The sequence below is a fragment of the Pseudomonas sp. LS-2 genome, from assembly GCF_003605735.1.
In the GTDB taxonomy this organism is placed as follows: domain Bacteria; phylum Pseudomonadota; class Gammaproteobacteria; order Pseudomonadales; family Pseudomonadaceae; genus Aquipseudomonas.
In genome coordinates, this window is record NZ_QXTJ01000035.1 from 1 (window position 1) to 20,564 (window position 20,564).

19 protein-coding genes and 3 pseudogenes are annotated in these 20,564 nt (G+C 58.0%); 11 read left to right on the forward strand and 11 right to left on the reverse strand.

What is annotated here, in order from left to right; translation table 11 throughout:
- The 5 genes from D3M70_RS34290 to D3M70_RS20440 all read left to right on the forward strand — a co-directional run.
- Nucleotides 1-290, forward strand: a 290-nt coding sequence (locus D3M70_RS34290) for a hypothetical protein (protein ID WP_218568443.1), incomplete at both ends; no start/stop codon positions are given.
- 1,074 nt (nt 291-1,364) lie between these two features.
- Nucleotides 1,365-1,607: a hypothetical protein gene (locus D3M70_RS20425; protein ID WP_133306501.1), complete on the forward strand. Its 243-nt coding sequence runs from the start codon at nt 1,365-1,367 to the stop codon at nt 1,605-1,607.
- 180 nt (nt 1,608-1,787) lie between these two features.
- Nucleotides 1,788-2,063 carry a metal/formaldehyde-sensitive transcriptional repressor gene (locus D3M70_RS20430; protein ID WP_016974633.1) on the forward strand — a complete coding sequence of 92 codons (276 nt, stop codon included), beginning with the start codon at nt 1,788-1,790 and terminating at the stop codon, nt 2,061-2,063.
- Nucleotides 2,060-3,004 (forward strand): CDF family Co(II)/Ni(II) efflux transporter DmeF, encoded by a 945-nt coding sequence (dmeF, locus tag D3M70_RS20435; protein ID WP_016974632.1) that lies wholly within the window; start codon nt 2,060-2,062, stop codon nt 3,002-3,004. The genes D3M70_RS20430 and dmeF overlap by 4 nt, the downstream gene beginning before the upstream one ends.
- A gap of 646 nt (nt 3,005-3,650) precedes the next feature.
- Nucleotides 3,651-4,550 (forward strand): bestrophin family protein, encoded by a 900-nt coding sequence (locus D3M70_RS20440; RefSeq protein ID WP_016974635.1) that lies wholly within the window; start codon nt 3,651-3,653, stop codon nt 4,548-4,550.
- A 281-nt stretch (nt 4,551-4,831) separates the two neighbouring features.
- Here D3M70_RS20440 and fdm read toward each other — a convergent pair whose 3' ends face one another.
- From fdm to D3M70_RS33480, 7 genes and pseudogenes are all read right to left on the reverse strand, one after another.
- Nucleotides 4,832-6,031 (reverse strand): formaldehyde dismutase, encoded by a 1,200-nt coding sequence (fdm, locus tag D3M70_RS20445; protein WP_016974636.1) that lies wholly within the window; start codon nt 6,029-6,031, stop codon nt 4,832-4,834.
- A gap of 500 nt (nt 6,032-6,531) precedes the next feature.
- Nucleotides 6,532-7,893: a DNA binding protein gene (locus tag D3M70_RS33980; protein WP_371419628.1), complete on the reverse strand. Its 1,362-nt coding sequence runs from the start codon at nt 7,891-7,893 to the stop codon at nt 6,532-6,534.
- Nucleotides 7,817-8,140 (reverse strand): annotated as a pseudogene (locus D3M70_RS20455) (Dyp-type peroxidase domain-containing protein); the annotation flags it as partial. The gene D3M70_RS33980 and the pseudogene D3M70_RS20455, both read right to left, overlap by 77 nt.
- Before the next feature lie 140 nt (nt 8,141-8,280).
- Nucleotides 8,281-9,297: a cytochrome d ubiquinol oxidase subunit II gene (gene cydB, locus D3M70_RS20460; RefSeq protein ID WP_016974639.1), complete on the reverse strand. Its 1,017-nt coding sequence runs from the start codon at nt 9,295-9,297 to the stop codon at nt 8,281-8,283.
- 14 nt (nt 9,298-9,311) lie between these two features.
- The gene (locus tag D3M70_RS20465; protein WP_016974640.1) at nt 9,312-10,703 is read right to left on the reverse strand and encodes a cytochrome ubiquinol oxidase subunit I; all 1,392 of its coding nucleotides are present in this window, start codon (nt 10,701-10,703) and stop codon (nt 9,312-9,314) included.
- Nucleotides 10,704-10,803: 100 nt separating this feature from the next.
- A pseudogene (locus D3M70_RS33475) lies at nt 10,804-11,768 on the reverse strand (molybdopterin dinucleotide binding domain-containing protein); the annotation flags it as partial.
- Nucleotide 11,769: 1 nt separating this feature from the next.
- Nucleotides 11,770-13,080 (reverse strand): annotated as a pseudogene (locus tag D3M70_RS33480) (molybdopterin-dependent oxidoreductase); the annotation flags it as partial.
- A gap of 275 nt (nt 13,081-13,355) precedes the next feature.
- Here D3M70_RS33480 and D3M70_RS20475 point away from each other — a divergent pair.
- Both D3M70_RS20475 and D3M70_RS20480 read left to right on the forward strand, forming a co-directional pair.
- Complete coding sequence (locus tag D3M70_RS20475) at nt 13,356-14,255, forward strand: bestrophin family protein (protein WP_016974642.1); 900 nt, start codon at nt 13,356-13,358, stop codon at nt 14,253-14,255.
- An 89-nt stretch (nt 14,256-14,344) separates the two neighbouring features.
- Nucleotides 14,345-15,721 carry an OprD family porin gene (locus D3M70_RS20480; RefSeq protein ID WP_016974643.1) on the forward strand — a complete coding sequence of 459 codons (1,377 nt, stop codon included), beginning with the start codon at nt 14,345-14,347 and terminating at the stop codon, nt 15,719-15,721.
- Between the two features lie 85 nt (nt 15,722-15,806).
- On the opposite strand, the gene glp is transcribed toward D3M70_RS20480, so the two are convergent.
- Nucleotides 15,807-16,991, reverse strand: a complete 1,185-nt coding sequence (glp, locus tag D3M70_RS20485) for a gephyrin-like molybdotransferase Glp (protein ID WP_016974644.1) — start codon at nt 16,989-16,991, stop codon at nt 15,807-15,809.
- Nucleotides 16,992-16,999: 8 nt separating this feature from the next.
- On the reverse strand, nt 17,000-17,539 hold the full coding sequence (gene moaB / locus D3M70_RS20490) for a molybdenum cofactor biosynthesis protein B (RefSeq protein WP_016977657.1): 540 nt from the start codon (nt 17,537-17,539) through the stop codon (nt 17,000-17,002).
- Nucleotides 17,540-17,806: 267 nt separating this feature from the next.
- Between moaB and D3M70_RS20495 the strand changes: the two genes are divergently transcribed.
- From D3M70_RS20495 to D3M70_RS20500, 3 genes are read left to right on the forward strand one after another with little or no spacing between them, the layout of a single operon-like run.
- Complete coding sequence (locus D3M70_RS20495; RefSeq protein ID WP_016974508.1) at nt 17,807-18,721, forward strand: LysR family transcriptional regulator; 915 nt, start codon at nt 17,807-17,809, stop codon at nt 18,719-18,721.
- Nucleotides 18,718-18,861, forward strand: coding sequence for a hypothetical protein (locus tag D3M70_RS32050; protein ID WP_016974507.1), 144 nt, complete (start codon nt 18,718-18,720; stop codon nt 18,859-18,861). The genes D3M70_RS20495 and D3M70_RS32050 overlap by 4 nt, the downstream gene beginning before the upstream one ends.
- Complete coding sequence (locus tag D3M70_RS20500; RefSeq protein ID WP_016974506.1) at nt 18,858-19,109, forward strand: MoaD/ThiS family protein; 252 nt, start codon at nt 18,858-18,860, stop codon at nt 19,107-19,109. Before D3M70_RS32050 ends, D3M70_RS20500 begins: the two co-directional genes overlap by 4 nt.
- Nucleotides 19,110-19,290: 181 nt before the next feature.
- Here D3M70_RS20500 and D3M70_RS20505 read toward each other — a convergent pair whose 3' ends face one another.
- Nucleotides 19,291-19,728: a GFA family protein gene (locus D3M70_RS20505; RefSeq protein WP_080589257.1), complete on the reverse strand. Its 438-nt coding sequence runs from the start codon at nt 19,726-19,728 to the stop codon at nt 19,291-19,293.
- Between the two features lie 121 nt (nt 19,729-19,849).
- Between D3M70_RS20505 and D3M70_RS20510 the strand changes: the two genes are divergently transcribed.
- Nucleotides 19,850-20,221 carry a LysR family transcriptional regulator gene (locus D3M70_RS20510; protein WP_375233003.1) on the forward strand — a complete coding sequence of 124 codons (372 nt, stop codon included), beginning with the start codon at nt 19,850-19,852 and terminating at the stop codon, nt 20,219-20,221.
- 27 nt (nt 20,222-20,248) lie between these two features.
- On the opposite strand, the gene D3M70_RS20515 is transcribed toward D3M70_RS20510, so the two are convergent.
- Nucleotides 20,249-20,564: transposase (locus D3M70_RS20515; protein WP_165869857.1), on the reverse strand; the 316-nt coding region annotated here is incomplete at its 5' end.

The following is a 20,564-nucleotide window of genomic DNA, read 5'->3' on the forward strand; positions in this document are numbered from 1 at the left end:
GTGCGATCGGAACCACCTTCAGCTACACGCTGGGAACCTGGGGTGCGATCGGAACCACCTTCAGCTACACGCTGGAAGCCAGGAGTGCGATCGGAGCCACCTTCAGCTATACGCTGGAAGCCTGGAGTGCGATCGGAACCACCTTCAGCTACACGCTGGAAACCTGGAGTGCGATCGGAACCTCCTTCAGCTACACGCTGGGAACCTGGGGTGCGATCGGAACCTCCTTCAGCTACACGCTGGGAACCTGGGGTGCGATCGGAACCGCCTTCAGCTACACGCTGGTAACCNGGTGCGATCGGAACCACCTTCAGCTACACGCTGGAAGCCAGGAGTGCGATCGGAGCCACCTTCAGCTATACGCTGGAAGCCAGGAGTGCGATCGGAACCACCTTCAGCTACACGCTGGGAACCTGGGGTGCGATCGGAACCGTTTTCCGAAATGGGAGCGCTCACAACGCCACTACGCGACTGGCCAATCAGAGTCTGTTCTTTTTGGCTGTACGCCGCAAAGGTGTTCGCACTGAATGCCACGATAGCGACGCTGATAACTACTGATTTGATGGATTTCATGGCGGCAACTCCAGAGACTATGTGAGTTGTGGGTGCCGCAGCTACGATGTGCGCTGCTGACCCCGCAGAAGGACCTCCTTGCTGCATGGGGTTAGATTAATTTTTCGTATGAGGAAGCGTTACATGGTAAGTGCCGCCTTTTTGCCTAATCCTCTCGCAGTATCGAATCCCGCCCCTCACCGTTTACAAGCTGCCGGTCTTTCTCATGCTATCCAGGAGCAAAAGCTCGAACCTAGGGACTATCCGAACATGGATTCGTGGAAAGCGCCTCCGGTTCGATATCGACCAAACCGTTGTTTCACTATCGAATTTCTTCCAGCGCGATTACTAGCTAGTCGCTGGGGCCAATCAGGATCGTTGCCCAGACGCCGTCACCGAGCCGAAACTATGTGCCACTGCGCACGGTGGTGCGCTTGCCCGGAGTATGCCGCAGGGTAAGTTCTCTGGACTAAGCAAACTCCTGTCGACCCATCACGTGTTCATCAAGGGACTAGCGGCTTGGCGGCTGGATGATTATTAGGTGACGGCGGTGAAGATCGTCTACTGCGGACCGGCCAAGGCCGGGTTGGACCCGCGCCATCTAATCACGCTGTACGCGCTACCTTCCTGCACAAGTAACAGAACCGCACGGCATGCCCGAGGACACCTCCTTCGTCCACCTCATCACCTGCGGAGGCGACCTGAAGCACGTTCTACTACTTCCAGCACTGAAGGCCGTCGTTCATTAGAGCTATGGCTTGCTGAAATGACTGGTACCTGCGGTTCTGCTGAAGATCGTGATGATCATCGGTATGTCCTGGATGGCTGCGCCAGATGCTCAATGTCCCAAAAGTCCCGAAAACACTGCCCTCAGTCCGGAACAGGCCAAGGCCTGCGGTAACGCGGGCGACACGCAGCGTCGCACCGTGACCACTATGATTGGCCAGCTCAAGGAAATACGCAGCAAGATGCTGTCGCTGAAGAGTCGCAACGAGACGTTGAAAAACGAAGTCAGCCTTTCCCTCAAACCGGCGAAAGGCGCGAGATTAATCTAGAAGTGCTCGCGGGCGGCCAAAGCCAAGGACGGCTCTATCTTCACTTCCTCCGGATGACGGCTGAAAGCCTCATAAACTAAGCCATTCGTCTCAAGCTCTTGCCTTCAGAATGTAGCCCCTTGAATAGGGGGGTGGGGTATGCCATTCTCTGCGCCACTTATATAGGTAGGGGGGTATACGATGAGCCATCTTGCAGCCGAGAAAGGGGCGCTGCTCAAACGCGTCAAACGTATTGCCGGGCAGGTTCAAGCAATCGAAAAAGCACTGGTGGATGAGGCGGACTGCGCAGCAACACTTTTTCTCGTGGCTTCGGCCCGAGGCGCGATGAACGGACTCCTGGACGAGATAATCAAGGACCATGCCTGGGCTCATGTGGCAGCCCCTTCCCTTACTGATGAAGAGCGCAGCAAGGGAATGGAAGAACTCCTAGAAGCGATTCAGCGGTATTCGAAATGATCTCGGACATCCAACCAATGAGCACCTCAACATTACCCCACGATCATGTTTTTCTCGGTGCCTCTCATGAAGAGAATGCCAAGCGCACGCTTGGGGTGGTCTTACTGACCGTTGTGATGATGGTGGGTGAGATTGCCGCTGGCTACATCACTGGATCGATGGCGCTGCTTGCTGATGGTTTCCATATGGCCACGCACGCTGGTGCGCTCGGTATAGCGGCAGCCGCGTATGCTTACGCAAAACGCCACGCCAATAACGCCCAGTTCAGCTTCGGAACCGGCAAAGTCGGTGACCTTGGTGGATTTGCTTCGGCGCTCATCTTGGGCCTGGTTGCCCTGGCAGTCGGTGCCGAGTCAGTCGTCCGTCTGTTTCAACCCAATGATGTCCAGTTCGGCATGGCTATCGGCATCGCGGTAATTGGCTTGCTGGTGAACATCGTAAGCGCACTGCTGTTGGGGCACGGGCACGGGCACGACCATGATCACGGACATAACCATCCTCACGATCACGCTCCTGGGCACAGCAGCGGGGATAACAATCTGCGGTCGGCCTATGTACACGTCCTTGCCGATGCCCTGACCTCGGTGCTGGCAATCGTGGCATTGTTGGCGGGCAAATACCTTGGGTGGGGCTGGTTCGACCCTGTGATGGGTATTGTGGGGGCTATGGTTATTGGGCGTTGGTCATGGAATCTAATGAAAGTGACTTCCGGCGTCCTCCTGGACAAAACCGATGACCACATAGTGCAGGAAATCCGCGACTTCCTTGAACAACCGGGTGATGTCCAGATCTGCGACCTGCATGTTTGGCGCGTAGGACCCGACGCTTACGCGGTTATCGTCAGCGTCGTTGGTGGAGTAACCAATGTTGCAACTATTCGTGAACGGTTGCTACCGGTTCATGAAATACGGCATCTGACGGTGGAGATCCACCAAGCCTAATGAATGGGGTGCAGGTCGCAATTGCGGCGTACACCCCATGCTTCACTGCCTCACTCCCAGCTAACTCCTCAATGACTTCGTAGATCGATCCCCCCTTTATTCCACTCTTTCGGTTGAAAAGCGATCTTTGCGTCAGTTGCGGCCCCTCCAATGGTTTTTTGATAGCGTTCGGCTCCTCCCCCCCCCCGATAGGCAAAAAGTCACGGCGAGTTTAACGTCTCAATGATAGAGAAAACCGATTGATGGTGCGCTCGCCAACACGCTCTAGCTCAGCTTAAAACAAACATCAGCAGTTCCGCGCCCTCATCAGAGAGCACCCTCGCCTAGCCAGCTAGACCTACGCAATGCGTTTTTCCAGGGGCCACGCGAATAAAAACGATAGCCACTCGCTCCCCTTTGAGCTGCCTCACTCTTTACGAACAATTTTTTCAATGACTAGGTGCGACGAACACTGCACAATCGTATGCTTTACTTGGAAAAACCTGAATGTGTCACAGCCAGGAGCTATTCAAGCTTTTTGGGGATCCAAACAAACGCGATGCCCCATCACACCACAACTGAAAACCTAACACACGCCTATGCACTTTGGACGTCAAGCGACAGCTATCGTGCATTGAGAAATTCCAGCCACTGAAAAGGAAAAATCATGATTGTCCAACCTACCCCTGGTGTATTAGGCCTTTTTTTTACACTCAAAGGATCCATTGTTAGACGCATCGCGACACGATGCCTGATGATTGCCATCTTGGCGTCCTTGATAGTTTTGATCGAGAGTCGTCATCCTGAATATTTTTTACATGTTAGCGCAACACCATTCACCCTACTTGGCCTATCCCTTTCTATTTTCATGAACTTCCGCAATAATGCCTGCTATGATCGTTGGTGGGAAGGACGCAAAGCATGGGGTATGATGATCATTGAGATACGCTCATTTATACGCGAGAGTGCAGCCATATCTGACCAATCTCTTAGAGAAGACATACTGCGCAGTCTCTGTGGGTTCGCACATGCTCTAAATGCCAAACTTCGCAATGAGCATGAGGCTCAAGCAGCTAGCTCATGGCTTTCTAGCGATACACTAACTTCTAGTCACAATGTCAGCGATCACATTTTGCAACATATCGGAGCCACGTGCTCTCGCTTGGCCACCGATAAAATGATTAGCGATGTACGATACTTGGTACTAGTAGAACGACTGAATGCGCTTACACAAGTACAGGGCATTTGCGAACGTATCAAAACCACCCCAATTCCGTTCCCTTACTCCCTACTGCTCCATCGGACCATTTATCTATTTTGCATCTTGTTGCCTTTCGCGATGGCAGAGCCCCTTGGATGGATGGCCCCCGTGTTCACCGCTATCGTAAGTTACACCTTCTTGGGACTAGACACCATTAGTAACGAACTTGAAGATCCTTTTGGACGAGAAGAAAATGACCTTCCTACAGATGCAATGGTTCGAGTCATCGAGCGGGACATACTAGGTGCGCTGGACTGCAAAAATCTTCCCCCTCTGCGACAGCCAATAAACTGCATACTCAGCTAACCATTGACAAACAACCAGAAATTACCGGAAGCCAGTGAACAACGAATTAACTTCACGAGCCTTATAAAGGCCCTGCTTGTCAAGAGCCTTGCCTCTCCCAGTAATTAGGGAGCGGCAGTTCTATGGGTAGTATGAATGACTGAACGGTGCGAGCACCTGGATCTTACGGCCTGCCCCACAAATTTAGTGGGGCAGGCTTTCACTCACTACAAAACACTCATTTTAGCCCGTTAACAATACTGCCAGAGCATCGCCATTCGCGAAACACCTCAAATGCTAGCTCATTTATTCTTCAACATGCCATGCGGATCGATAACAAACTTAGCGGGAGACCCCTTATCGAATTTCGCATACCCATCCGGTGCTTGATCAAGTGTAATCACTTCAATATTCATCACCTTGGACAAATAAGGCATTTGATCCCAAAGTATTGCTTCGGTCAGATGGCGATTGTAGTTTGTCACTGGTGCCATTCCAGTCATAATCCGTATGGATTTTGTCCACATCTTGCCGAAGTCAAGATGCAAGCGTCCGCTCCCTGCATCTTTATTAACAGGATCAGGGTCGCTCCCTACATAAATACCCGGAATTCCGATTGCGCCACCTGCTCGGACTACATCAAAGAGGCTATTTAGGGCACCGTTAGGCGTCTCAGTATTAGCTTCGTCACCAAGGCCATGTGCTTCAAAACCAACCGCATCTACACCACAGTCGACTTCCGGCTTACCTAGTATCTGATCAATCTGATCGCGCAGCGGTGCAGAGTTACGTAAGTCGATCGTTTCAAAACCGGCATCAGATAGCAGCTTCAGGCGCTCAGGATTCTGGTCGCCCACGATCACACATGCCGCTCCTAACAGTCGCGCCCCCGCCGCCGCACAACGTCCTACTGGACCTGCACCTGCAATGTAAACATGGCTACCTGGCTTCACTCCAGCAGAAACGCAACCGTGAAAACCTGTCGGTAGAATATCTGAGATAAGCGTCAGGTCTTTTATTTTTTCCATCGCCTGTTCTTTATCACCAAACTTGAGCAGCATATAGTCAGCATAAGGAACAAGAACATACTCAGCTTGACCACCAGACCACCCTTTCAAGTCAAAGCCAAAGGCACCTAAATCCGCATCTGGGTTGACCAGGTTATTTTCACAAACGTCAGATCGCGCCTCTTTACAGTTGCGGCACCGCCCGCACGCAACATTAAAAGGCACAGACACTAAATCGCCGATGTCCATTAATTCGACATCCGAGCCCTTTTCTACCACTTCCCCAGTAATTTCGTGCCCGAGCACGTGACCTTTAGGAACGATAAAGCGCCCACGATAAATGTGTTGATCTGAACCACAAATATTTGTTGATACAACCTTTAAAATCACCGCATGTTCAAGCTTTCGATTATTGTGCTCAAGCTTGGGATAAGGAACTGTTTCAACCCGAAGATCACGGGTCCCATGATAGACGACGCTTTTATTACCGGCCATCGCAAACACCCCTTCAGCTAACGTTAACTAGCTTTAAGTGCTCAGTCTTCCTTTACTTTTCGCACCACGGAACTTAAATGATAGACGGGAACAAAGCCCTGTCAAGGCTGTTTTTTGAAAAAATTCCTTTGGGCTATCTAATCTTCGCAAAAAACAATTAAACATTTTAGACGAAAACATATAGGAGGCATTAACAAAGATCGAAATAATCTTTCCCCAAAAGAGCCGACCAAATCAACTGTTTAACCTATAAAATCCATATAGGAGACCGCAAAAAACATCAACCAATTACATCCACATCACCCATAATCCTGCTGATCTCAAGATTAGGATGGCTTCGCTGGCGCTTGATATTGACGACAGGAGTGATAGCGCCTGCTAGAAAGTAAACGAACACAATTGCCTTTAGGGGATTATGAAAGGTCTGTTCATCGAGCGTTCACCACCAGATCGCAAAACAAGCCACTCCATTGGAGTGGCTGTCGCGTTAATCTGGTAGCTTATTGAACTAGCCAAGACTTAACCACATCGCCACCATACTCACCTTTCCAAGCCTTGAGGATTTTATGGTTGCCGCTCTTGGTTTCAACCATTTCACCGTTGTGAGGGTTTTTGTAGATCTGAGTAGTACGCGCGCGGCGAGCCCTTTTAACCGGAGGTACTGACGCCCCTTGCTTTCCGCTTTCTGGGATTTCAACTGTCGGAGAGAAGTGCAGATTGATCAAAAGATGGTAGAAGACTATGTCTTTACCTCCTCTGCGCCGGGTCTCGCTCGCTAGCCAAATATGATCTACATCATGGAGCACTCTCAATGCACTAGGAGCTCCGTCACTGATTGTATAACCAGTATATGCCTGATTTGAAACGTAGGAATTATAGCCTTTCACGAGGTTTGCAAAGTTCTTAACATCGCAATAACCGACCATCACCACAGGGCTGAGAGACTCACCGTCATACCCCGCAATTTTGTTGAGGTGGTCTCCAATTGTCGTAGTGTCTACAGAGAAGAGGCGGAACGCTTCGAAAATCCCCACTCGCCTGCTGTCACTTGAAGTGATGAAGCCGTCAATCTCTCCTGGACCTTTACCAGAAGCCGAATGCCCGCCGCGCTTTTGATCTCGCAAGGAGAGTTTAGCATGCGACATTCGCTGATCGAACAGTGATACGAACCAATCGTTGATCCAATCCTCCAGGGTCATGCCGTCAAAACTCACATTCCCTTCGGTATCCTTGAACCCAACTTGAAGGTTACGTTTGCGAAGGACGAGTTCGCCTGCGACGGCGAGCATGGTGTCTCTGAGATATTCATGAGGGGCCAGGTCTGGCTTGACCACCTCCACGTAGCCTTCAAAGTCTTTCGCAATGATCTGGTTGTAATGTTGCCGCAGCTGCGCGACAGACCGTTGGCCACTCTCGATCATGAGCAGCATGAAGTCCTTTGTCGATGGAGCATCCTTCTCGATCTCAGCTAGCGCGGATATCAAATCATCAATCCCAAGCTCGGCCATTGTCGCGTGATTGATTTCCTTGTAGCGGGCGAGGATCTTTTTGACAGTAAAGGAGTCTCGACGTGCTAAAAGCGCCTTGCAATACGGAGTAAAAATTAGCCTTCGCCCTTGCTGATCGGGGCTAAGCTGAGCCCAAAAATGTTCGATTCCTGGTGCTGCGCTGAGTTGGTAGGCTTCTAGAACGGTTGCCACCCAAAATTCAGCCATTTGATATGGCGACTCCATTCTTGAATCTGTTTGGAAGCTGGCCAAAGCACTTTTGAGCCTGAGCTTGTTAGGATCGACAGCAAACAATTTGGTCACCCGGCGTGGCGACGGCCTTGCGCTCGCCACTGCCGAACTCACGGAAAGCATGCAGGCCAGCCGGTCGCGGGGTACCGAACAGACTGTCCCAGACCGCCGCGCCGAAGCCGATGACACAAGACAGGTTACCGCGCGGCACCCGTTTGCCGACCGAGCGAACTAGCCCGCCAAGATCGGCGCACAGGTCATGTACTCGGTCGCGGCTGTCATTGCCAGGATTGAGCGTTGCCACCAGGAAGATTGCGCTGCGGGTAACCGCACCGTCTACCGCCTGGGGTTCAATTTCATGATGATCCATAGAAACGCTATCCTTGATACAGTTTTAAAAGTTCGGAATATGGCCAGGCCATCAATGAGGGCCGAACAACAGAAGCATCGCAATTAGGCACGCAGATGCAGGTATTTGTCCCTGCACCTGCGTTCTTCACCGCTCGACTCCTAGTGATAGGCATCCCCCGCCTGCACCTTGCCGCGGAATACGTGGTAGCTCCAGAAGGTGTAGCCCAGAATTATCGGGATGATGAACAGCGCGCCAATTAAAGCGAACAGCTGGCTGGTCAACGGCGCGGCAGCCTGCCACAGGGTGATACTCGGTGGCACGATGTTCGGCCAAATGCTGATCGCCAGCCCCAGGTAACCCAGGAACACCAGCCCCACCACAGCAATGAACGGCATGTGCGAGTGACGCATGCGCAGGGTCTTCTGGATCACCACCACAGCCAGCACTGCCAGCACCGCGATCAGCACCGAGCGTAGCCAGTGACTGGCACCGAACCAGCGCTGGGCGATGTCGTCATGCAGCCAGGCAGTCCAGGCGCAGATCACCACGATCACCAGCGCCAGCAGGTAGGTCAGCGGGCGGCTGTAGTGGCGCATGCGCGACTCGAGCATGCCGTCGGTCTTGATCAGCAGCCAGGTGCTGCCCAGCAGCGCGTAGGTCAGCAGCAGGCCGACGCCGCAGAACAGCGGGAACGGCGCCACCCAGTCCCAGCCAGTGCCGGCGAACTGGCGGTCCACCACGGCGATGCCGCTGATGTAGGTGCCAATGGCCACGCCCTGGAAGAAGGTCGCCAGCACCGAGCCGCCTATGAACGCCTTGTCCCACAAGTGACGCTTGTTCGGGTGGGCCTTGAAACGGAACTCGAAGGCCACGCCGCGGAAGATCAGGCCGGCCAGCACCAGCACCAGCGGCAGGTACAGGGCCTCGAGGATCACCGAGTAGGCCAGCGGGAAGGCGCCGTACAACGCCGCTGCGCCGAGCACCGCCCAGGTCTCGTTGCCGTCCCACACCGGTGCCACGGTGTTCATCATCACGTCGCGATCGCTCGAATCGCTGATCAGCGGGAAGAGAATCCCCAGCCCCAGGTCGAAGCCGTCCATGATCACGTACATCATCAGCCCGAAGGCGATGATCACGCCCCAGATGACCGAAAGGTCGATACCTTGAATTGCCATGTGCCTGTTCCTTCTCAGTCGGCGACGGACAGCGGGCGACGCGCGGTGGCCAGCGATTCCGGTTGGTCGGGGCTCGGCAGTTCCTCGTGCGCGGTCGGGCCTTTGCGCACCAGGCGCATCATGTAGCCGATCCCCACGGTGAACACCGAGAAGTAGATGACCACGAAGGCCGCCAGGGTGATGCTCATCTGCACGGCGCTGTGGTTGGAGGCCGCTTCGGTGGTGCGCAGCATGCCGTACACCACCCAGGGCTGACGGCCCACTTCGGTGGTGAACCAGCCGGCCAGCAGGGCGATCAGCCCCGACGGGCCCATCAGCAAGGCGAACCAGAGGAAGGCACGGTTGCGGTACAGCGCGCCGTTGCGACGCAGCACCAGGGCCAGCAGCGCGCAGGCCAGCATCAGCATGCCCAGGCCGGCCATGACCCGGAAGCTCCAGAAGATGATCGTCGAGTTGGGACGGTCTTCCTTGGCGAAGCTCTTCAGCGCCGGGATCTGCTTGTCCAGGCTGTGGGTCAGGATCAGGCTGCCCAGGTACGGCACTTCGAAGCTGTAGCGGGTGGTTTCGGCGGCCATGTCCGGCAGGCCGAACAGCACCAGCGGCGTGGCTTCGCCCGGTTTGTTCTCCCAGTGGCCCTCGATGGCGGCGATCTTCGCCGGCTGGTGCTCCAGGGTGTTCAGTCCGTGGGCGTCACCGACCACCACCTGCACCGGCGTTGCCACCAGGATCATCCACATGCCCATCGACAGCATCTTGCGGATCTGCGGCGTATTGCGCCCGCGCAGCAGGTGCCAGGCCGCGGAGGCCGAAACGAAGAACGCGGTGGAGAGGAAGGCGGCCAGCGCCATGTGCGCCAGGCGGTACGGGAACGACGGGTTGAAGATGATCTTGAACCAGTCCAGCGGCATCACCCGGCCATCGACGATCTCGATGCCTTGCGGGGTCTGCATCCAGCTGTTCGAGGAGAGAATCCAGAACATCGAGATCAGCGTACCGATGGCCACCATCACCGTGGCGAAGAAGTGCAGCTTGCGCCCCACCCTGCCCCAGCCGAACAGCATCACCCCAAGGAAGCCCGCTTCGAGGAAGAACGCGGTAAGCACCTCGTAGGTGAGCAACGGCCCGGTCACGCTGCCGGCGAAGTCGGAGAAGCGCGCCCAGTTGGTGCCGAACTCGTAGGCCATGACCAGGCCCGAGACCACGCCCATGCCGAAATTGACGGCGAAGATCTTCGACCAGAATTTGTAGAGGTCCTTGTAGACCGAATGGCCGGTTTTCAGCCAGCAGCCTTCGAGCACGGCCAGGAAGCTGGCCAGGCCGATGGTGATGGCCGGGAAAATGATGTGGAACGAGACCGTGAAGGCGAATTGCAGCCTTGCCAGGTCCAGTGCACTCAGATTCGACATGACGATATCCTTGTGGACAGGCAGGTGCCTCCCAGGCGGCGGCCAGTGCTGCGCCGCATGCCCGAGGGGCCTGCCGTCGATTGATTTGAACGGTCGAGAGTTATGCGCTGACGGCGTGAATCAAGGCATCCGCTTGCGCGTGCTCCAGGCGAACGGCGACGAACTTCGAGGTCGGCGTGAAGGTCTGGTCGCCATAGCTTTCCAGCGGTACCAACGGGTTGGTCTCCGGGTAGTAGGCGGCCGCCTGGCCGGCAGGGATGTCGTAGGCCACCAGGGTGAAGCCGCTGACCCGACGCTCCAGACCGTCCTCCCACAGCGACACCATGTCCACCTTGTCACCGGGGGCGAAGCCCAGGCGCTGGATGTCAGCGGCGTTGGCAAAGACCACTTCGCGCAGACCGAACACGCCGCGGTAGCGATCGTCCAGCCCGTACAGGGTGGTGTTGTACTGGTCGTGCGAGCGCAGGGTCTGCAGAATCAGGTCGGGCGTCTCGCCACGGGCCATCACCGTCTCGTTGACCAGTTGCGCCGGCAGCTGGCTGGCGGTGAACTGGGCCTTGCCGCTGGCCGTGTTCCACTCACGCTCGGCGGCGGCGTTGCCCAGGTAGAAGCCGCCCGGGTGCTCCAGGCGCGCGTTGAAATCGGTGAACCCGGGAATGGTATCGGCGATCAGGTCGCGGATGCGTGCATAGTCGGCCACCACCCAGTCCCAGTCGATCGGCCGGTCGCCCAGCGTAGCCTTGGCCATGCCGGCGATGATCGACGGCTCCGAGCGGAGCAGCGGCGAGCGCGGTTTGAGCTGGCCATGGGAGATGTGCACCATGCTGAAGGTGTCTTCCACGGTGACGCCCTGCGGCCCTTCGGCCTGGATGTCGATCTCGGTTCGGCCCAGGCACGGCAGGATCAGCGCATCGCGGCCGGTGACCAGGTGCGAGCGGTTGAGCTTGGTCGAGATGTGCACGGTCAGGTCGCAGTTGCGCAGCGCCGCGTGGGTGCGCGGGGTGTCCGGGGTAGCCTGGGCGAAGTTGCCGCCCAGGGCGATGAACACCTTGGTGCGGTGCTCTTNTTCGATGCCGAAGCGACGCTGGATATTGTCCAGCAGCCAGGTCGGCGGCTTCTCGTCGATGCCCATGCTGCGGTCGCCCTGCACGTTGCTGTGGCCGCGCACCGGCGACAGGCCGGCGCCCGGGCGGCCGACGTTACCGCGCAGCAGCTGCAGGTTGACGATCTCCTGCACGGTCGGCACCGAGTGGCGATGCTGGGTGACGCCCATGGCCCAGCACATGATCACCCGCTCGGCCTTGCGGTACATGCGCGCGGCCAGCTCGATCTCGGCCTTGCTCAGGCCCGACTGCTCGACGATGTGCTCCCAGGAGGTGGCGTCCACCTGTGCCAGGTAGTCGTCCATGCCAGTGGTGTGGGCCTTGATGAAGGCGTGATCGAACACCGGTGGCATGCCGTTGGCCTGGGCCTCGCGCTCCCACTGCAGGAGGAACTTGGCCATGCCACGGATGGCCGCCATGTCGCCGCCAAGGGCCGGGCGGAAGTACGCGGTGTTGGTCGGTTCGGAGCCGTTGCTGAGCATTTCGAACGGGTGTTGCGGGTGCTGGAAGCGCTCCAGACCACGCTCCTTGAGCGGGTTGAAGCACACCACCTGGGCGCCGCGCTCCACTGCCTCGCGCAGCGGTTCGAGCATGCGCGGATGGTTGGTGCCGGGGTTCTGGCCGATGACGAAGATCGCGTCGGCCAGCTCCAGGTCGTGGAACACCACGGTGCCCTTGCCCACTCCGACGGTGCTGGACATGCCCAGGCCGCTGGCCTCGTGGCACATGTTCGAGCAGTCGGGGAAGTTATTGGTGCCGTAGGTGCGCACGAACAGCTGGTAGAGGAACGCCGCTTCGTTGCTGGCCCGGCCCGAGGTGTAGAAGTCGGCCTGGTCGGGCGACTCGAGCTTGTTCAGGTGCTTGGCGATCAGGGCGAAGGCCTCGTCCCAGCTGATCTCGACGTAATGGTCGGTGCTGGCGTCGTAGCGCATCGGGTGGGTCAGGCGGCCCTGGTATTCGAGCCAGTAGTCGCTTTGTTCGAGCAAGGCGCTGACGCTGTACTTGGCGAAGAAGTCGGGGTCGACCGAACGGCCGGTGGCTTCCCAGTTGACTGCCTTGGCGCCGTTCTCGCAGAACTTGACCATGCCGTTCTCGGGCGATTCGCCCCAGGCGCAGCCTGGACAGTCGAAACCGTTGTTCTGGTTGGTCTTGAGCATCGCACGGACGTTCTTGACGGCGTTCTCGCTGCCCAGCCAGGCCTTGGTCACGCCCATCAGCGCGCCCCAGCCGGCGGCCGGTCCGTTGTAACTTCTAATATGTTCTTCGTCGCTCATCAGGATCACCCTTGGTCGCGGCAGGCTAATTAACAAATTCGAAGTTTCATTGAGTTCAAATAATCAACTTCGACACTGCTGACCCGTGCAGGCTATTTTCACGATGAACTAGCGTCAAATTGAAAGTAATTAAGACTTCATCGGTAATCTCTATCACCCGGTCGTGATAGAGATTACCGATCAAGTGGTCATTAAATATGATTGGACGATGCTACCTGCACTTTCTAGTCTGCTGCCGCGCTCCAACTTCGCCTGATGAACCCGCAGGTATTGCCATGATCGTCCACGCCAAACCCAACCTGCTGAACGTGCTGATCACCCTCAAGGGTTCGATTGCCCGGCGCATCGCCCGGCGCACCCTGATGGTCAGCGCGCTGGCCTCGCTGATCGTGCTGGTGGAGACCCTGCACCCGGCATTCTACGCCAAGGTCAATGCCACGCCCTTCACCCTGCTGGGCATCTCGCTGTCGATCTTCATGAGCTTTCGCAACAACGCCTGCTACGACCGCTGGTGGGAGGGCCGTAAGGCCTGGGGCCAGGTGGTCATCGAGGTGCGGTCGTTCATCCGTGCAAGCTGCGTGATCGCCGATCCGGAGCAGCGCGCCCTGCTGCTGCGCGGACTGTGCGGCTACACCCATGCCCTCGGCGCACGGCTGCGCGGCGACGACGAGCTCAAGGCTGCCACGCCCTGGGTCGGCGATGCCGCCAGCCTGCCGCCGCACAACCTCAGCGACGGCATCCTGCAATCGCTCGGCGCACGCATCTCGCGTTTGGCCCAGTATCAGCAAATCAGCGAATGGCGCTACATGACCTTGGAACAGCGCCTGAAGGGTCTGTCCGAGGCGCAGGCGGCCTGCGAGCGGATCAAGGCCACGCCACTGCCCTTCCCGTACACCCTGCTACTGCACCGCACCATTTACCTGTTCTGCGTGCTGCTGCCATTCGCCATGGCCGAGCCTCTTGGCTGGCTGGCGCCGCTGTTCACCGCCATCGTCAGCTACACCTTCTTTGGTCTGGACGCCATCAGCGACGAACTGGAAGACCCGTTCGGCCGCGACGAGAACGACCTGCCTCTGGATGCCATTGTGCGCACCGTGGAGCGCGACGCGCTCAGCGCTCTGGGCTACACCGAGCTGCCGCCGGCGCTGCAGCCGGTGGACCACATCCTCAGCTGAACCCCTAACACCCTGCCCGCCCCGGCCAGCACCGCTGGACGGCGGCGTCCGCGTGCGCGTCAACCCATCACAACAATGGAGCAGCACCCATGCAACGCACCACCCTCTCCGTGGCCGTGTCCCTGGCCACCCTGGCGGGCCTCACGCCCTTGTGCAGCCACGCCGCCGGTTTCATCGAAGACAGCAAAGCCAGCCTGACCCTGCGCAACTTCTACATCGACACCGACAACCGCAACGGCAGCGCCGCGCCGAGCAAGCAGAACGAATGGGGCCAGGGCTTCATGCTCAACTACACCTCGGGCTACACCCAGGGCACAGTCGGCTTCGGCGTCGACGCCCTAGGCCTTCTGGGCGTGCGCCTGGATGGTGGCGGCAGGGCCGGCAAGGCCAACGTCGAACGCCAACCCGGCACGATCTTCCCGCTGGAGCACGATGGTTCGGCGGTGGATGAGTTCAGCAGCCTCGGGCTGACCGCGAAGATGCGCATCGCCCGCAGCGAGCTGCGCTACGGCACCCTGCAGCCGAAGCTGCCGGTGGTGGTGTCCAACGATGCCCGCCTGCTGCCGCTGACCTATGAAGGCGCCCAGCTGACGTCCAACGACTTCGCCAACTTGACCCTGACCGCCGGCCAGCTGGAGCACACCCGCGGGCGCAACTCCACCGACCTGCGCGCCCTGAGCATCGCCGGGGCCAATGGCAGCACCGCCAAGAGCCGCGACAGCAACCACCTCTACTTCGCCGGTGCCGACTATAAGGCCAGCAAGCAATTGGTGCTGCAGTACTACTACGGCGAGCTGGACGACTTCTACAAACAACACTTTTTCGGCCTGGTGCACAACCTGCCGCTGGGACCGGGCAACCTGAAGACCGACCTGCGGGTGTTCCTCAGCGACAGCGACGGCAAGAACGCCAGTGCTGCCGGGCGCCAAGACAACTACCTGAGCAGCGGCTACTACGGTGGCAACGTGACCAAGGGCGAGGTGGACAACCAGGTGTACAGTGGCATGTTCACCTACAGCCTGAGCGGGCACAGCCTGGGGGCGGGGTATCAGGTGCTGACCGGTGACAGCGACTTTCCTTATCTGAACCGTGGCGATGGCGAGGGCACCAGCACCTACCTGGTCACCGATGCGCAGTTGCTCAAGTTCAACCGGGCCGGGGAGCGGACCTGGCTGGCACGGTATACCTACGACTTCGCGGCGGCTGGTGTACCGGGGCTCAACTTCAGCGTGTTATATCTGAAGGGGGATTCGATCGATACGGCCCACGCTGACCGCAGCGAATGGGAGCGGGATATCGCGCTCAGCTATGTCACGCCTTCCGGGCCGTTCAAAGGACTCGGGCTGGCCTGGAAGAATGCCACCCTGCGCAGTGGGTTACCTGCAGGTACGGTGTCCGGGTATGCGGCGCAACGGGATCAAGATGAAAATCGCCTGATTGTCAGCTATACGTTGCCGTTGCTTTGATCTGTGAAGGTTAGGTGCCGTTCTGCTCGGCGCCAGATTGCCGGGGGGCGCTACGCGGCCCCGGCAATTCCATCGATCATCCCAGCTAGAACACGCCATCAAATGAGAGGAAATCGAGCACATCCCCCGCCTCGAATGTCTCGCCCGCTGGCACCTCCAGCAATCCGTCGGCCTGAACCGCACTGAGCAAGGTCGCCGAACTCTGGTTTTCCAGCAAGCGCGCCCTACCGCCGTCGAGTCTCACCCGCAGATACTCCTGACGCTTGCCTGCCTTGGACCAAGAGAATCCTGCCACCACCGGCACACGCATAGGCTCTAATCGTGCTACCCCCATGCGCGCCAGCAAATAGGGCCGCGCCAACAGCAGGAACGTGACCAGGGCCGACCCTGGGTTGCCCGGCAACCCCAGCAGCGGTATGGTGCCGACATGCCCAAAGGTAAAGGGCTTGCCCGGCTTAATCGCCAGCTTCCACAACTTCACCTCGCCGGCCTCACGCAACAGCGCACCGATGCAGTCGGCATCGCCCACCGACACCCCAGCGCTGCTGATGATCAGCTCGATACCTGCGACCTGGGTTAGGGCCGCACGCAGCAGCGCAGGATCATCAGGCACACGTCCCAGATCGATTACCTCGCACCCCAGGCGGTCGAGCAGCGAAGCCAGCACCACGCGGTTGCTGTCGAAGATTTGCCCCGGACCGAGGATCGCGCCCTCTCCTGCCAGCTCATCACCACTGGATAATAATGCCACCTTGGGTCGGCTCACCACTGACACCCGGCTGATGCCTTGCGAGGCCAGCACCCCCAAGGCAATCGGGTTAAGTACAGTGCCAGCAGCCAGCAATGGGGCGCCGGCACGAATCTCGTTACCCTGCGGCCGGATATTGTCGCCAAGCCGCAATGTAGTCAGCGAGCTCACTCGCCCCTGCTCATCGAGCCTGCAGTTCTCCTGCAACTGCACACAGTCGGCTCCCGCCGGAATGGGCGCTCCGGTAAACACGCGCGCACAGCTGCCCGCTTGTAGCGGGCCAGGGGCCTGGCCGGCGAACACGGTCTGCGACACCGACAACGGCTGGGTCGCCAGATCGTCAAGTCGCATCGCGTAGCCATCCATGGCGCTGTTGGCCCAAGGCGGCAGGTCGATAGCTGCGCGCAGATCCTCGGCCAGCACGCGCCCGTCGGCCTGGCGCAGCGAGACCAGTTCACACGCTGTAAACGGCGTCCCCCTGGCCGTCGCCAAAAGCTGGCGCAAGGCTTCGTCGACCGCCATCAAAGCGCTCACGAACGTGTCCCGCACAGGTTGGCCACCGTCAGGTGAGGTACGAAGTTACACGGGCGATGCCGGGCGTCCAGTTGCTCGACCAGAATGCCCTCCCAGGCAGTGCGGCAGGCACCGGTGGAACCCGGCAGGCAGCACACCAGGGTGCCGTTAGACAAGCCTGCAAGGGCACGGCTTTGTACCGTGGAGGTGCCGATATCAAGGATCGATAGGGCGCGGAACAACTCGCCGAAGCCATCAATGTGCTTGTCCAGCAGGCAACTGACCGCCTCCGGCGTGCTGTCGCGTCCGGTAAAGCCAGTGCCACCAGTGATCAACACAACCTGCACCCCCTCATCGGCAATCCAGCCAGCGACCTGGGCGCGGACCTTGTACAGATCGTCTCTGAGCAGCTCCCTGGCCACCAGACGATGCCCCATGCCCACCGCTCGACTGGCCAGTAGTTCACCGGATGTATCGGTCTCAAACGTACGGGTATCGCTGACCGTCAGCACAGCAATATTCAGCGGAACGAACACGGCATCGGGTTTGGCACTCATCTTCTGCACTCTGATAATTCGACAATACGCCCGAGAAACTAGAACGCCGTAGATAACGTGTCCAATCGATAATACCCAATACATAATAAGCGACCTCTATCACACTGCCTCATCAGTACGCTCTATCAATTCTTCGCTATTTCCCATTGGACGATATTTAAACTTCATTTTACTTTTCGATGCCTTGAAGGCCTGGCAGCGATCACCTGCACAAGTGCCACGCCTCGATGATTTCGTATTTTTCAAACCCAATCAGCAAGGCGCCCCATGGATATCAAACAGCTCAAGTTCCTGATTGCCCTGGACCAGACCCGACATTTCGGTCAGGCCGCTGCCTTGTGCCACATTACCCAGCCGACCTTGTCCATGCGCCTGCGCAACCTGGAAGATGAACTGGGTCTGATGCTGGTCAACCGCGGCCAGCGTTTCGAGGGCTTCACCCAGGCTGGCGAGAGGATACTCGGCTGGACCCGGACACTGCTGGCCGCCTACGACGGCCTGCAGGCCGAGGCTGCCAACTGCCGTGGGCGCATTGTCGGCAGCCTACGCATCGGTATGGTGCCGCTGTCCGGCTTCAACCTGATGGACCTGCTCAAGCCGCTGATCAACCGCTACCCGCAACTTCAGGTACAGCTCTCGTCGCTGAGTTCAGAACAGGTGACCGACGGCCTGATCCGCAACCAGCTGGACCTTGGCATCTGCTACCTCGACCAGATCAATCGCAATCACTTCGACGTGATCGAGCTCGGCGCCACGCGCATGGGCCTGTTGTACGACACTCGGCAGTTCGCTTTCGACGGCCCGAGCCTAACCTGGGAAGCCATCGCCGATTTGCCTCTAGGATTGCTGTCCCAGGGCATGCATTACCGCCAGTCGATCGACCTGAGCTTCCGCAGCCGTGGTCTGCATCCGAAGTCGATCCTTGACAGTGACTCCACCTATCAGCTGGTGCAAGGCGTCTGCGCTGGCTTGTGCTGCGCAATCATGCCGCTGGACCACGGCCTGGAAGGCCTGAGCGAGCACATCCATATCCTGCCGATCTCCGATGCCAGCATCCACGCCCCGGTCGGCCTGCTGCTGCGCCGCAGCGAACCGCACTCGGCCCTGGCCCAGCAATGCTTCGACGAAGCCCGGCTGTTGCTCTACCCGCAACTGCAGCCCACGCCTCTGGAGCTCACGTGATCGACACACCCGAATCATCCATTCCCTTGACCAGTCTGGCCAACCGCGGCCAGCAACTGCCCCCACAGGTCGACTGGCTGCGCGTGCTGCGCAAGTCAGACAGTCGCTCTGGCCAGTACCAAGCCGAGGTCGCGCCATGATCCGAGTAAACTACTTCGCCCGCTATCGTGAACTGCTCGGCAGCGAGGGCGAGACGCTGCAATGGGAGCCCTCGATGGCCAGTCTGCGCGACCTGCGCGGACGGCTAGTCAACCGTGGTGGCCCATGGATGGAAACCCTTGGCCAGGCCAACCTGATGTGTGCACGCAACCAGGAGTTGTGCTCACTGGACACGCCATTGTGCGATGGCGACGACATCGCTTTCTTTCCACCGGTAACGGGAGGCTAGCCTTAGGCCGCCAAGCCAGCGGTTAACCAACGCTACACCTCCCCCAGGGTCCGCCATGCACTAATGGCTTCATGAACGTGTCTAATATCATCCTCACCCGCGCAGGTAGCAGCAATCGGCAAAAAATAGGCAATCGGTTGAGGGATGCACGGCATCGTCACAGTAGCCGGCCGCCTCTCTACTAACGCCTGGCTCGAAATTGAGACATCAGTGCTGGATAATCCTGCGGTTCCGGGAATGCTTCATAACTGACCGATGCCCCGGTCGTCACCCAAGGTAATTTCTCTCTCGTCCAGGTCTCCATGAACGGTAGGTAGTGCTGCGGGTTCTCCAACAGGCTACTGCGCACGCCGACGAACTCTTCAACTCCAGCAGCGCGGGTGAATAGCCACGTCAGACAGTGTGCGCAGAAATAATGGCGAGTCGGTCCATGCAGACCACCGATGACAGTTTCGCCGTGGGTAACTGCGAAGCCCGACGCAGGAAATAGTGCAGTCAGAGAAAATGCGCTAGCGGACATTTTTTGACATCCGACGCAATGGCAAGCGGTAGTCATGACAGGTGGGCATTCGTTCTCAAAAGTGACGTTTCCGCAGCGGCAGCTTCCCGAAATTATCATGAGCTTTATCTCGTGGGGCGCGTATGGGCGCGTGATGGGAAAGGTAGGGTCGGGGAAAGCATGCGTGAGTCTAGGTATGATTGAAACTGATCAAACTTACCTAGCAGCTCATAGGAAATGTATGAATACACCGCAGCTTCATTGGGAAACCCAGCGCGTTTTCCTAGCAGTCCTTAGAACCGGCAGCCTTTCCGCCGCGTCAAGAGCACTGGGTGTGGCGCAAGCCACTGCTCGGCGCCGTATAGACGAATTAGAGCATAGCGTCGGGGTGAGCCTGTTTGTCCGCTCGCCAAAGGGGTTGATGCCCACCGACACTGCGAGAGAGCTGGCTGGCCATGCCGAGTCTATGGCGTGGCTGCCGAGGCATTCACCCGTGCCGCGTCTGCTGAATCCAGCATGCCAAGGGAAACTCCGAACAAGTTGCCCATCAGCCGGAGATGGACGGCTTGGGGATGCCGAAAAGTCCAATTTTCTGCCGCTGATTATTGGATAACCAAGGCAAAGGCTTGGTTATCTGCCCTCACGGGCGCACCTCTCCTGCAGCAGGCAATAATTGCCGGCGCACCATCCACAGATTCGACAGGGCAGACAGCGTAGTCAGTTGCGCCGTGTTCTTGGCCAAGCCGCGAAAACGAGTCTTTACATAGCCGAACTGGCGTTTGATCACCCGGAGCGGGTGCTCCACCTTCGCACGCACTTGCGCCTTGGCCTTTTCGATCTTGCGCTTGGCTTTGTAAAGCACGCTGCGTTTGCTCAAGTGCGTGTAGGTGCTGCGTCGCGCAGCAATCTGCCAGATCACTGGCAGCCCTTCATGCTCTGGCCTTTTCTCAACGCCG

Coding starts and splice junctions, on each gene's coding strand:
- D3M70_RS20465 (WP_016974640.1), bottom strand. CDS start 10,703: ATGTCGAATCTGAGTGCACTGGACCTGGCAAGGCTGCAATTCGCCTTC.
- dmeF (WP_016974632.1), top strand. CDS start 2,060: ATGATCTCGGACATCCAACCAATGAGCACCTCAACATTACCCCACGAT.
- D3M70_RS20440 (WP_016974635.1), top strand. CDS start 3,651: ATGATTGTCCAACCTACCCCTGGTGTATTAGGCCTTTTTTTTACACTC.
- D3M70_RS20510 (WP_375233003.1), top strand. CDS start 19,850: ATGAATACACCGCAGCTTCATTGGGAAACCCAGCGCGTTTTCCTAGCA.
- moaB (WP_016977657.1), bottom strand. CDS start 17,539: ATGAGTGCCAAACCCGATGCCGTGTTCGTTCCGCTGAATATTGCTGTG.
- glp (WP_016974644.1), bottom strand. CDS start 16,991: ATGGCGGTCGACGAAGCCTTGCGCCAGCTTTTGGCGACGGCCAGGGGG.
- D3M70_RS20505 (WP_080589257.1), bottom strand. CDS start 19,728: ATGATAATTTCGGGAAGCTGCCGCTGCGGAAACGTCACTTTTGAGAAC.
- fdm (WP_016974636.1), bottom strand. CDS start 6,031: ATGGCCGGTAATAAAAGCGTCGTCTATCATGGGACCCGTGATCTTCGG.
- D3M70_RS20475 (WP_016974642.1), top strand. CDS start 13,356: ATGATCGTCCACGCCAAACCCAACCTGCTGAACGTGCTGATCACCCTC.
- D3M70_RS33980 (WP_371419628.1), bottom strand. CDS start 7,893: ATGCTTTCCGTGAGTTCGGCAGTGGCGAGCGCAAGGCCGTCGCCACGC.
- D3M70_RS20500 (WP_016974506.1), top strand. CDS start 18,858: ATGATCCGAGTAAACTACTTCGCCCGCTATCGTGAACTGCTCGGCAGC.
- D3M70_RS20425 (WP_133306501.1), top strand. CDS start 1,365: ATGTCCTGGATGGCTGCGCCAGATGCTCAATGTCCCAAAAGTCCCGAA.
- D3M70_RS20495 (WP_016974508.1), top strand. CDS start 17,807: ATGGATATCAAACAGCTCAAGTTCCTGATTGCCCTGGACCAGACCCGA.
- cydB (WP_016974639.1), bottom strand. CDS start 9,297: ATGGCAATTCAAGGTATCGACCTTTCGGTCATCTGGGGCGTGATCATC.
- D3M70_RS20480 (WP_016974643.1), top strand. CDS start 14,345: ATGCAACGCACCACCCTCTCCGTGGCCGTGTCCCTGGCCACCCTGGCG.
- D3M70_RS20430 (WP_016974633.1), top strand. CDS start 1,788: ATGAGCCATCTTGCAGCCGAGAAAGGGGCGCTGCTCAAACGCGTCAAA.